Source organism: Paraglaciecola polaris LMG 21857 (genome assembly GCF_000315055.1).
In the GTDB taxonomy this organism is placed as follows: domain Bacteria; phylum Pseudomonadota; class Gammaproteobacteria; order Enterobacterales; family Alteromonadaceae; genus Paraglaciecola; species Paraglaciecola polaris.
In genome coordinates this window covers 141904-154226 of record NZ_BAER01000115.1, presented here as the reverse complement: position 1 = coordinate 154226, position 12323 = coordinate 141904, and the positions used below count along the sequence as shown (strand labels likewise).

13 protein-coding genes and 1 pseudogene are annotated in these 12323 nt (G+C 45.7%); 3 read left to right on the top strand and 11 right to left on the bottom strand.

The annotated features are described in order from the left end of the window. Nucleotides 1-61 precede the first annotated feature (61 nt). The 7 genes and pseudogenes from GPLA_RS18525 to GPLA_RS24285 all read right to left on the bottom strand — a co-directional run. Nucleotides 62-337, bottom strand: a complete 276-nt coding sequence (locus GPLA_RS18525; protein WP_007106520.1) for a DUF2160 domain-containing protein — start codon at nt 335-337, stop codon at nt 62-64. Between the two features lie 11 nt (nt 338-348). Further along, the gene (locus tag GPLA_RS18520; RefSeq protein ID WP_040515351.1) at nt 349-1149 is read right to left on the bottom strand and encodes a carbohydrate ABC transporter permease; all 801 of its coding nucleotides are present in this window, start codon (nt 1147-1149) and stop codon (nt 349-351) included. A 16-nt stretch (nt 1150-1165) separates the two neighbouring features. Further along, complete coding sequence (locus tag GPLA_RS18515) at nt 1166-2032, bottom strand: carbohydrate ABC transporter permease (protein ID WP_007106518.1); 867 nt, start codon at nt 2030-2032, stop codon at nt 1166-1168. Next, entirely contained in the window at nt 2029-3129 is a 1101-nt protein-coding gene (locus GPLA_RS18510; RefSeq protein WP_007106517.1) for an ABC transporter ATP-binding protein, read from the bottom strand. Before GPLA_RS18510 ends, GPLA_RS18515 begins: the two co-directional genes overlap by 4 nt. Nucleotides 3130-3135: 6 nt before the next feature. Continuing rightward, nucleotides 3136-4224 carry an ABC transporter ATP-binding protein gene (locus GPLA_RS18505; protein WP_007106516.1) on the bottom strand — a complete coding sequence of 363 codons (1089 nt, stop codon included), beginning with the start codon at nt 4222-4224 and terminating at the stop codon, nt 3136-3138. Between the two features lie 1525 nt (nt 4225-5749). Then, nucleotides 5750-5917: a DUF6488 family protein gene (locus GPLA_RS23005; protein WP_007106514.1), complete on the bottom strand. Its 168-nt coding sequence runs from the start codon at nt 5915-5917 to the stop codon at nt 5750-5752. Nucleotides 5918-5952: 35 nt separating this feature from the next. Continuing rightward, nucleotides 5953-6256: pseudogene (locus GPLA_RS24285) on the bottom strand (TolC family protein); the annotation flags it as partial. A gap of 157 nt (nt 6257-6413) precedes the next feature. Here GPLA_RS24285 and GPLA_RS24280 point away from each other — a divergent pair. Next, nucleotides 6414-6818 (top strand): ion channel, encoded by a 405-nt coding sequence (locus GPLA_RS24280; protein ID WP_040515331.1) that lies wholly within the window; start codon nt 6414-6416, stop codon nt 6816-6818. A 214-nt stretch (nt 6819-7032) separates the two neighbouring features. Here the strand turns inward: GPLA_RS24280 and GPLA_RS18490 are convergent, their stop codons facing one another. Both GPLA_RS18490 and GPLA_RS18485 read right to left on the bottom strand, forming a co-directional pair. Then, nucleotides 7033-7344 (bottom strand): hypothetical protein, encoded by a 312-nt coding sequence (locus tag GPLA_RS18490; RefSeq protein ID WP_040515329.1) that lies wholly within the window; start codon nt 7342-7344, stop codon nt 7033-7035. Next, a complete protein-coding gene (locus GPLA_RS18485) occupies nt 7331-7612 on the bottom strand; it encodes a YkgJ family cysteine cluster protein (protein ID WP_083882114.1) in 282 nt (93 codons plus the stop codon). Before GPLA_RS18485 ends, GPLA_RS18490 begins: the two co-directional genes overlap by 14 nt. Before the next feature lie 424 nt (nt 7613-8036). Here GPLA_RS18485 and GPLA_RS18475 point away from each other — a divergent pair, with 424 nt between their 5' ends. Further along, complete coding sequence (locus GPLA_RS18475; protein ID WP_040515325.1) at nt 8037-10127, top strand: S9 family peptidase; 2091 nt, start codon at nt 8037-8039, stop codon at nt 10125-10127. 121 nt (nt 10128-10248) lie between these two features. Here the strand turns inward: GPLA_RS18475 and GPLA_RS18470 are convergent, their stop codons facing one another. Then, entirely contained in the window at nt 10249-10788 is a 540-nt protein-coding gene (locus tag GPLA_RS18470) for a DUF924 family protein (protein ID WP_040515349.1), read from the bottom strand. A 150-nt stretch (nt 10789-10938) separates the two neighbouring features. Here GPLA_RS18470 and GPLA_RS18465 point away from each other — a divergent pair, with 150 nt between their 5' ends. Next, nucleotides 10939-12129 carry an aspartyl/asparaginyl beta-hydroxylase domain-containing protein gene (locus tag GPLA_RS18465; RefSeq protein WP_007106506.1) on the top strand — a complete coding sequence of 397 codons (1191 nt, stop codon included), beginning with the start codon at nt 10939-10941 and terminating at the stop codon, nt 12127-12129. 13 nt (nt 12130-12142) lie between these two features. Here GPLA_RS18465 and GPLA_RS23755 read toward each other — a convergent pair whose 3' ends face one another. Beyond that, nucleotides 12143-12313, bottom strand: a complete 171-nt coding sequence (locus GPLA_RS23755; protein ID WP_007106505.1) for a hypothetical protein — start codon at nt 12311-12313, stop codon at nt 12143-12145. Nucleotides 12314-12323 lie beyond the last annotated feature (10 nt).

The window sequence follows — 12323 nt, the reverse complement described above, 5'->3', positions numbered from 1 at the left end:
ATCAATGCGCAAATTTTTAAAATTTGCGCATTTTTCCCGACTTTTACGCGATCCGCTTTTGTTAGCCCCAGCGGAGCAGTATGGCGACCCAGGCAACCGAGACCGCCAGGGCTATCCAAAGGCTGAGTTCGGTTAAACCCAAAAACGTCAGATTGAGGTAAGCACTTGTGAGCAGACCAATGAACAAACGGTCACCACGGGTGGTTGCGATGGGCAGAAACCCCTTGCGCTCGGTGCAGGGAGAAACAACTTCGTACACCGTCATCACCAGAAGAATAGCGGCAATTACAGAAAAGAAAATAGCGACCGGTAAGGTCCAATTCATCCAGGCAATCATAATGACTCTCCTTATACCCGACCGAGGGCAAAGCCGGTGGCAATGTGGTTACGGACAAACCAGACCACAAGCAGACCCGGAAGAATAGTCAATACTCCGGCTGCGGACAACACGCCCCAGTCAATACCACTGGCCCCCATGGTCCGCGTCATGATAGCACCAATAGGCTGAGCATCCACCGAGGTCAGTGTTCGCGCCAGCAATAACTCCACCCAGGAAAACATGAAAGCAAAGAAAGCCGCAACTCCAATCCCCGAGCGAATCATCGGAATAAATATTTTCACGAAGAATTTTGGAAAGCTGTAACCATCAATATAGGCCATCTCGTCATACTCTTTTGGAACTCCCGAAATAAAACCTTCCAGAATCCACACCGCCAGCGGAACATTAAACAGACAGTGAGCCAACGCTACCGCTATGTGCGTGTCAAACAGGCCAATAGAGGAATAGAGCTGAAAGAACGGCAGCAGGAACACCGCAGGTGGCGCCATGCGGTTGCTGAGCAGCCAAAAGAACAGGTGTTTGTCACCCACAAACTTGTAACGGCTGAAGGCATAGGCTGCAGGAAGCGCCACCAACAGGGTGATCACCACGTTCATTGAAACGTAGATCATCGAGTTGATATAACCGGAGTACCAACTCGGATCGGTAAAAATCGTCGCGTAGTTTGCCAGCGTGAAGTCATGGGGAAACAAAGTCAGCTGTCCGAGGATTTCCTGATTGGTCTTGAACGACATGTTCAGCAACCAGTAGATCGGCAACATCAGCAGGATGATGTAGGCCGTAATACCGAAATTTTTACGTTTATTCATTTTCATCACTAAGCCCTCACTTTTGCTTGTCGAGGTGGGTTATAGCGGTAAAGAACAGCCATGACACCAACAGCACGATCAGGAAGTAGATCAGTGAGAAGGCGGCTGCTCGACCAATGTCAAACTGACCGATGGCCATGGTTGTCAGCGTCTGGCTCAGGAACGTCGTTGAGCTGCCCGGGCCACCACCTGTCAGGACAAAGGGCTCAGTGTAAATCATGAAACTGTCCATGAATCGCAGCAGCACCGCGATTACCAAAACGCTTTTTAGGCGAGGGAGCTGGATATAACGGAAGATAGCCCACTTGGAGGCACGATCTATTTCTGCCGCCTGGTAGAACGCTTCAGGTATTGCTTTGAGACCGGAGTAGCAGAGCAACGCTACCAGCGGCGTCCAGTGCCAGACATCCATCAACAGTACGGTTGCCCAAGCATCACCGGTATTGGCGGTGTAGTTGTAATCGAACCCGAGCTGGTTCAATCCCCAGCCGAACAGCCCAATGTCGCCACGGCCAAATATCTGCCAGATGGTGCCAACTACGTTCCAGGGGATCAGCAACGGGATGGCCAGCATAATCAGGCATACAGAGGCACGTTTGCCACGGGTAGGCATCATCAGCGCGATCCCTATTCCCAGGGGGATCTGGATCAACAACACGGCAGCAGAAAACAGAAACTGACGGCCCAGAGAGTCCTGCAGCCGCTCATCCCCGAGTATTTCTTCAAACCATTCCGTGCCCACGAAGTAAGCCTGTCCCGGGCCAAATATGTCCTGGACCGAATAATTGACCACTGTCATCAGCGGGATGAGCGCGGAAAATGCCACCAGGATGAAAACCGGCAGCACCAGCCACCAGGCCTTGTTGTTGGATACCTTGTTCATTCTGTCGCTCCCTCTACCAGAAATTCATCGATGTAAAGCTTCAGCCATTGGCGGGGAAAACCGATATGCACGGTATCGCCCTCAATCACCTGGTCTTCATCAATCCGCGCCAGTAACGTCTGGGACCCGAGCTCAAGAGTAACAATCCGATAAGTGCCCAGATCCTCTATGTACTTCACATGACACTCATAGCTGTCATCAGCCGGGGTATTGGACAGGCGAACAAATTCAGGACGAATCCCGATTTTGATGTTCGACGAGGTACTGGTCTCCGCGTATTTCGCCAGTTCCGGATGAATGTGCAGCGGCAGGCCATCAAATTCGACGCCCGTTTCCGTTCGCTGAACCGGAATCAGGTTCATGCCTGGGCTACCAATAAAATACCCAACAAAGGTGTGGTTAGGGCTTTCAAACAGCTCCCGCGGTGTCCCGAACTGGACGATCTGCCCTTCGTACATCACCGCTATCTTGTCGGCGAAGGTAGACGCTTCCAGCTGATCGTGGGTGACATACACCATGGTGATGTTGAACTGCTCATGGATCTGTTTGAGTTTACGACGCAGCTTCCATTTCAACTGCGGGTCAATCACGGTGAGTGGTTCGTCAAACAGGATCGCCGACACGTCGTCGCGCACCAGACCGCGGCCCATGGACACTTTCTGTTTCTCGTCGGCAGTCAGATTTCTGGCCTTGTTGTGAAGCACCTCACCGAGCTCAAGAATGGCGGCTATTTCGTCCACCTTGGCTTTGATCTTGGCTTTTGGCATGCCCACATTGCGCAGCGGAAAGGCCAGGTTGTCGTACACCGTCATGGAATCATAGATGACCGGGAACTGGAACACCTGGGCGATGTTCCGGTCTTTCGGCGACAGCTCGTTGACCTTCACGTTGTCAAACAACACCTCTCCTTCAGAGGGTTGTAGCAAGCCCGATATGATATTGAGCATGGTGCTTTTACCGCACCCTGAGGGGCCTAATAAAGCGTAAGCGCCACCATTATGCCAGACGTGACTCATCTGGCGAATGGCATAGTCTTCGGCGCCCGAAGGGTGTTTGCTGTAACTGTGCGCCAATGATTTTAGTTGTATTTCAGCCATCTTCACTCACTCCTTGGACAGGTGATGCGGTGCTTGAATCAAGCTCCCATCCACCCCGAAAACGAACAACTTGCTGATCGGTAAATAAATTTTGACGGGCGTATCCGTGTGGTATTGGTGCACCCCCATCAACTGCAGCACCAGCGAAAAATGGTCATTCTTCACGTGCATGAAGGTTTCTGACCCGCTGATCTCACCTAGTTCCACAGTCATGGCAAGCTCGAGATCATCGTCGTTTTGCGGTACCAGACTGATATGACTGGGACGCACGCCAAACTGATAGGCGCCAGGCGCAAGATCACTCAGGTTGCGAGTCAGCGGGTGATGGGCGTAGTCATCAAATGTGACTTCAGTTTCTGTCACCCGCCCTTTGATCTGATTAATCGGTGGCTCACTGAAAAGCTCCGCAGCTGTCACCGTCGAGGGTTGCCGGTACACCGACATTACCGGCCCGGACTGAATAATATTACCCTCTTGCAACAACGTCGTGACGCCACCCAGCGCAAGCGCCTCGTTGGCCTCAGTTGTGGCATAGACAGCGATGCAATTGCGTTCCTTAAACAACTCCCGCAATTCCGCCCGCAACTCTTCACGAAGCTTGTAATCGAGGTTGACCAGGGGTTCGTCGAACAGGATCAGACTGGCATCTTTGACCAGCGCGCGCGCCATGGCTGTCCGCTGTTGCTGGCCGCCGGAAAGCTCCGATGGGAAACGCTGAAGTAGTGGCTCTATCTGCAACATGGCAGCTGTTTCTTTGACCCGGCGGGTGATCTCAGGCTCTTTCATCTTGGCCAGCCGCAAAGGCGACGCGATATTCTCCCACACGGTCAAGTTGGGATAGTTAATAAACTGCTGGTAGATCATTGAAATATTGCGGCGCTGAACCGATTCATTAGTTACGTCCCGCCCGTCCATAAGCACTCGGCCAGTGTCCGGCTTATCCAACCCAGCCATAAGTCGCATAAGAGACGTCTTTCCTGCCAGGGTCCGACCCAGTAGAACGTTGAAGGAGCCAGCCTTAAAGGTGATATTGGCGCCTGCAATGTGTTGGACGCCATCAACCGAACGGGAGACGTTTTCCAGTGTTAACGACATAGATTTGATCCTTGTTTTTATTCGATTCCAAATGTGACAACGCAATGAACATACAAACATTGATGTGAAGACAAATAACAAAGGATAAATTACCCCTCAAAAATAACCTGCATTACTTTATTTCGTCGCGGAGAATCCATGCGTAAAAAACTAAATTCCTTGAATGAAGCCGATCATTCAAATTAGATTTTAATAAGGTCTACTGACGGACAAAAAAGTGATCGTCTTCAATGTTATTGAACGAGCGATTTTATGTTGTTACGCATTGACGCGGCCAAATGGCTATACCGTAGCTCACCGATGCACCTTGTAACTGCAATAGTCTATCTTCGTCATCCTGTCCAATATAAGCCTATACTGTAGTTATTAATTAAACTGTAAGATTACCCATGACTACCTTACCTGCAAAACAAAATACACCTCGCATCACCTCAGTTGCAATGGTCACTAAACTGCAGAGTATTTTAGCCGCTTTTTCTAATCCTCTGTATCTTTGGTGTGGAGTCATGTCCCCTTGCAGTCAGCTAAATTGGTGATAAATATTACTTGGCTGCATTATTTTTTTAAGCTCGGCCTCCTTTATTTCGGCTGAATAATATTTAACATAAATGTCTGGCTATTCTTGTGTATTTGATCTCAAAAAAAGCAATCCTCTCAGTATTTCTCGGTAAAATTCCATAATCAAAGAGTGAGCCCCGGAGAATAACCCTCATTTTCAGAGGCAATTTTATTTTCCTGTTGCACTTTATTGTTCACCTGAGGACATTCAAACTGAATGATTGGCAGGTTGGATGACTATGGAGTGTCGCGATAAACCGATGCTGGAAAAGACAACCTTACAATTAGTTAAAAACCCCGAGTAATCACCTAGGACAGTACATCTTAAATGTAGTCAATTGAAAGGAGATACGAAGCGTTTTAAGTAAAGACCAGTTTTGTGAAAAGTAATAGTTTTTTACTGTTAGATAATGAAATTGTTGAAAAGCACATACGGCGAAACTATGCGAAGGGCAGGAAAAAGCATTGATTTCAATCGATTAACATAACACATGAGCGACGGATGGCGACTGACTCTTGTGAGCGATGCAGACGTTAGTGATATTCAATTTTGATTGAATTATTACTTTAAAGTGGGTATTAACGCCTATTTTTCCGTTTGAAGTTATTATTGAACAAAGCTGCTAAGCACCAGATATTGAAATATCCATATATTCCTTTCTGTGAAAATTGACAGATAACAGTGTAGAAGTCTCACTAACACCTCAACATTTACACACTTTTAATTATATTAATCTGCTACACAAACAATGAGTTAAAAAGTTTTTTGTATACATTTTCTACCATGAAAACGGATATTATTGAGACTACTCGATAATATCCTCAATTTACCTGGTGTACTCCGAAAAACATATATTCGTCTTTTGAATGATGGCTTTATGGTTTAAAAAATTGAATAAGGTAGCCAAGAGAGTGTCAGAAAATGGCACCAATAAACCATAGGCCGATCGGTAAGTTCGAACGGTTTTCAGTCATTGACTGATTTTTGATTTTTGATTTTTGATTGAGATATTGTTTTATGGGTAACATCCATGACTCGGCAATTATTGTCGATCTGGAAGTAAATCGTATCTTCTGTTTCAGTGTTGTTGGCGCTGACAACATAAAAGCGGTCTTCAACATTAACGACTGACATATCTGATGAAGTCAGCCGCTTCCAAGATGCATCTAGATACGTTGCTGTAGGGTGTCGATAACATTACGTGAATGCCCCATTTCCTCAAGCAGCACGTAAAGTTGTGCGACAAGCTTTTGTAACAAAGCACTGGCTTCATCAGCTAATACTTCTTGCTGCGCTTGTAAGGCGTCAATCTTGCCAGCGTTGCTAGTTGTTATTTCCCCATGGGATTGAGATCCCGGCAACTAAGCCGAAATCATCCGTCGGTTCATAGCGAGGCATCTCAGCTGAAAATTGCCATTGCGACTTAGCCTCTATGCGAGCCAACTCTATTTACGACTGAGTAATACGTCGCTGCTTGGAATGATCATTGCTGCAAATTTTGTATAGTTCATCGTATAATCCTTACAAGTATGAGTGATTATTTTAGTAAAAATAATTATTTCAAAATGGCTTTAAAACAAGCTGATTTTTATACGCAACATATACTCCAATTAATCAATATAGGTGATCTATGATAACTACAATGTTAATTTCGCTACTTGGTGTCGCGATGGCATTGACCCTTCACTACGTTAATATCTCATGGCTGGCTGACAGAATTTCAGGCAAATTGCACAGCAAATTTGCAGCAATGCACGTTATCTTGCTGATTGCCGTATGCAGCCAAATGTTGATCGCGGGGTTATTCTGCCTGTGCTATTTAATAGGAGTTGAATTGGATCTCGGGGAATTTAATGGCAGACACAGTGTGAAAGATATCTATTATTTTTCGTTAACGACAATTACTACTCTGGGTCTGGGTAGCTCGCAACCCACCGAAGACCTGCGTATGATAGCTGGAGTGGAATCAGCAACCGGATTTTTACTAATAAGCTGTTCAGCATCGAAACTATTCACTTGTATGACTAACAAATAAAACTTGTCACTAATAAAAAGTGACAAGCTTCCAATCTACAAGCTAAGTATATGACGGCTTAAAAGGGATAATTTTCTCTCACAAAGCCTATTCGACCTAACAAATCATAGGTCATCACATCCGTTTTAGCGTCATTCTATGAGGTAAGGTAAGGAGCCTCTTTATCGAAGATATTATCTATGCCAATTGAGACTAAAAAATCATCATTTACATACTAGGACCCAGCTATATCTGAATAAGTCAGCGCATCAAAAAATTTTCCCAAAGGGTCCAAATTGCCACCGTTAACATAATCAGCCGCACTTATATAACGCAATGAATAGGTCGCCGACCATTTTTTACACTTTAATGAAAAGCTGAATTTACTGCGCCATTTGGTATAACGCCATTGATCTTCAGTAATAAAGCTCACCTTATCCATTGTCGGTTGACCGATAGAAGGGGTACTTTCATGGTCAAGTAATCGTGTCTCACCCAGGGTAGAACGAGCATCTAACCTCATGACTTGGAATTTAGGTCCGCTCATCTAAGCACTCATAACCACCCATTTCAAATTCGCGGCAAATCAGTGGGCGGTTCTCATAAATAGTACACAGCATAGTTTCGCGGTCGACGGCGGCGCACCAACCATCGTCTAAACGATGCATAACCTGCCCGCCCCAATCATCTTCGGCAATAAACTTTTCGGGTACGCCAGTTTCGGTGATCAACATGACTTCCAAGCGACAACAATTCGCCCTACAGGTAGAGCAAGTTACGTCGTTGGCTGGCAGGTTTATTACATCAATGGTCACAGGATTTATTTCGCTTTGTTTAACCAGATTAGTTTGACCAAGTTATCTTTGAACGTCTCGGTCTGCGGCGCAGATATATTACATGATTTATCGGTGCGCCCCTGTGATATTTAACGCATTCTAGTCTTACTTTGTTAAAATATGGCGCAGCACGCGTTTACTGTTCAATCTGGCTCTTCTTAACGTTCCAGGCATACTCATTGCAGCCGTATCATTAATTCAAGCGTTATAACAAATCCTCTCGTCATTCATAGCATCGTTAGCCATGTCTACAGAGAGCTTATTTTCAATTCGCCCGCAATCATCTTGCGCCAGTTGCAATTCGTCGTATTGCTTATTCTTGATGCGCGTTGACTGTGCTAGTTTGGTTGTTGCTATGAAAAGTATGATAAAAATAAAACAAGCAACCACAGGGAACACTCACGTGAACATAAGTAAAACCTCGATTCAGCTGGCGCTGTTGGCTGCGCCGTTAGCATTAAGCGCCTCATTTTCCTTCGCCGCAACTCACAACAATCCCCTTAAACTCGAAGATGTATTTAGTCTGGAATATGCTTCTGAGCTCGACATTACCAACAATGGTGATGAGGTGTATTTCGTGCGCAACTATATGGATATTCAAAGCGATAAAAAGCTGGGTAATATCTGGAAGGTCGATAAAAATAAAGTCATGACGCCGGTCACAAACGGCTTATATTCTGATTTCAGCCCTACCCTGTCACCGGATGAAACTAAGTTGGCCTATATTTCTACCGCTAGCGGCACTGCACAAATACACATCAAATGGCTCAAAAGTGGCCAAACAGGCCAAATGACTCATCTCAGTGCTTCACCTTCTAGTTTGAGTTGGTCGCCAGATGGTAAAATGCTCGCGTTTAGTCAATTTGTAAAAGGCACACCTAAGTCCCCCGTCAGTTTGCCCGGTAAACCGGAAGGCGCCAAATGGGCCGATTCCGCCATTTTCATTGATGATTTATTCTACCGCGCCGATGGTGCAGGCTACATTCCCCCGGGCAACAGTCAGATATTTGTCATCTCCGCGGATGGTGGCACGCCTAGGCAACTTACCCAAGGCGAGTTTGACCACGGCGGTAAAATCAGTTGGAGCCACGACAGCAAAGCTGTCGTATTTTCGGCAAATCTGCGCCCTGACAGCGATTTAGAGCTCACCGACGACAATGTGTATCGCGTAGAGGTGAATAGCGGCCAGATGCTGCAGTTAACTGATCGCATTGGCCCAGATAATAACCCAGTGGTTTCACCCGATGGCAAGCTGATTGCTTATCTGGGATACGATGAAAAATACACTAATTATGAAAACACCCAGCTATATGTAATGGACGCCAATGGAGGCGTTAGCCGCTCGCTCACTACCGATTTCGATCGCTCAGTCGGCAGTATTAAATGGGCCAATAACAGCAAAGGCGTGTACATCAGCTATGACGACAAAGGCGAAACCTACGTCGCGTATCAACCACTTCAAGGCAATCGAAAAGTCGTTGCTGAAAAAGTCGGTGGCCTTGCCTTTGGTCGCCCCTACTCAGGTGGTGAGTTTGATGTGGCCAAAGACGGTACAGTGGCATTTACCTACTCGGATCCCCAGCGCCCAGCGGATGTCGCAATTCAAAAAGGTGACCAACCAAGTGTACTTACCCAATTGAATGACGATGCCCTTGGCCATAAAGACATTGCAACCATTAAAGCGTTAAACCTTAAATCGTCATTTGATGACTTGCCCATCCAAGCATGGGTGGTTTACCCGCCAGGATTTGAGCAAGGTAAAAAACAAGGTAAACGTTATCCGCTTATTCTTGAAATACACGGCGGGCCTGTTGCCAATTATGGGCCGCACTTTTCAACCGAAATTCAACTTATGGCGGCCCAAGGTTATGTGGTGGTATACGCAAACCCAAGGGGCAGTGACAGTTACGGAAAAGAATTCGCACAAACTATCGATAAAAACTACCCCAGCCAAGATTACGACGATTTGATGTCCACTGTGGATGCCGTTATCGCCCAAGGCTCAATTGATGAGAAAAACTTATTCGTTACCGGAGGCTCAGGTGGCGGCACGCTGACCGCTTGGATTGTCGGCCACACAGAGCGCTTCGCTGCCGCTGTTGTCGCCAAGCCGGTAATAAACTGGTACAGCTTTGTATTGACCTCAGATTTCTATCCGTTTTTTTACAAAAATTGGTTCGGTAAAAAACCTTGGGAAGCACAAGACTTATACATGAAACACTCACCGATAAGTTATGTGGGCAATGTAACGACCCCAACTATGTTGTTGACCGGCGAGTCAGATCATCGCACGCCGATTTCAGAAACCGAGCAATACTATCAAGCGCTGAAATTACAAGGGGTTGAGTCTGCTATGGTACGTATTCCCGGAGCGTCGCACGGTATTTATACCCGCCCAAGTAATTTAATGGCAAAAGTGGGGTATATCATGTGGTGGTTTGATAAGTATCGTTCAAATAAATCAGATACGACTGACGGCCAAGCGCAAGAATAACCTTATTTACCCTCTATATATCAAGCGCTGATGCAAGCAAATCTCGTCTTGCATCAACGTTTCGTCCCCCCTACGGAGCGTTTTCCCCTACCCCAACATTAAGACAGGTTGCGTTTTACGTTTAAAAACTCGAACCGGCTTGTGTTAAAAAAGTGCGCTCTTGTTCGGTTGAACTGCGTTTGAGAATGGTATTTCGATGAGGATAACGACCAAACCGTTCAATGATCGCTAGGTGTTTTAGTTCAAACTTATAAGTCGAATCACTGGCTTTATTAGCAAATAATTCATTTGCCTGTTGGTGAATGACAAGCGATTCACTGTGCATAAATGGCATATACAAAAAGTTACGCTGCTGCTCATTTAATTCATCATCTGCCCCAACAGCGACGGCTTCCTGCGCTAAGGCCAGGGCAATCGCATCGTATGCAAATGCCTGGGGTGCATCACGAAAAATATTGCGCGAGAACTGGTCAATCACAATCACCTCTGCCAAGCGACCTAAAGCTGTTTTTCGCCAATGGCTTAGCTCGCATTGCACAGCTTGTTGGTGAACGTCATAAAATCGTTGGTTAAGCATCTGATCAAAATCAGCATTTTTTTGCCACCACTGGGCTGGTGTTAATTCATCAAACCAAAATTGAATAATTTGTTGGTAGTTCACCACTTTGCTCCTTATCTTACGTGCTCTGTTCACTGGTCGAGTAGAATTTAACCTTAATCATGGTAAAAATGAACCGTTACGCCCTTCGCTTCGTCTTGTTTTTTAGCAAGCAAAGCAGTAGCGTGATCTAATAATAATAAGGAAAGTTCCATGCATGAACCGTCGTCAGTGCAACCGAGATTACAATTAGCCATCCAATCACTGCAACAAGGTAAAATGCAGCAGGCTCGAACAATGTTCGAATCCTTATGTAACGAACAACCCAGTGTAACCCAAGCTTGGTTTGGGCTAGCTTATGTTTGTGGTCAACTTGAAGATTTTAACGCGTCTATCGCCGCCATTGGGCATGTATTAGACCACGAGCCAAAGAACGTAAAAGCGCTTATCTTTAAAGCGGACCAACTGGTGTATAACAAGCAAGAGCGCATGGCTTTATCCTTCTATGATGGAGCGCTTCAACTAACCAGCAAGCAAGCAAACCTTCCTGATGAAATTGTACGCGGCTTGCAACGAGGTATGGTACTGCGCGAAAAATATGATACTCAATACCGTGAATACCTACTCAGCGCACTGACAAAAAAGGGTTATGAACGAGGTAAAGTTAGCCAGCGATTCGACCAAGCACTTGATATCAGCTTTGGTACAAAAGAGATTTTTCTTCAACAACCCACGCGGTTCTATTTTCCCGGTTTACCCCAAAGGGCATTTTTTGAACGAAATGAGTTTCCTTGGTTACGTAAACTTGAAGCCAAAATCCCTGCAATAAAATATGAACTACAAGCCATGTTAAATGGCCAAGAGCAATTTTCACCTTATTTAGACAGTGGCAGTACTGAACCAAATTTTGTTAAACATCTAGATATTGTGGATAGCTTAAACTGGTCAGCAGCCTATCTTTGGCATTATGGCGTACTAAATAATCACATTGCCGAACAATGTCCCAATACCAAGCAAGCCCTAGATACGGCTCCTTTGCCTTTTATTACCGGGCAAACACCGGTGGCACTGTTTTCAAAATTAAAAGCAGGGGTAAAAATACCGCCGCACCATGGTTTATTAAACACCCGTTTGATATGCCATTTACCCATAATAGTGCCAAAAAATTGCGGTGGTCTGCGGGTAGGTAACGAAACCCGACAATGGGAAGATGGAAAAGCCCTGATATTTGACGACAGCATAGAACACGAAGCTTGGAATACCAGCTCAGAGGAACGTGTGGTATTGCTATTTGATATTTGGCGACCTGAACTAACCGAAGATGAAAAAGGCTTGATCACTGACATGCTGATTGCGGTAGACGAATTTTCAGAGCAAGGTAAGCACCTTTACATAACGAGTTAGCCACTAAACCTTGTTAGCTAACTCTTCGTCTGAACATTTTACCAATGCCAAACCAGAATGCGCCTTCGAGTACAATACCGAGTATAAAAAATGCAACTACGCCCGTCATACTGCCCGCTGAGTAACACAGCAATGCAGCCAAAATGACAGCGATTGATAACAACACTCTGTATATTAATCTCACGTTATGTCCT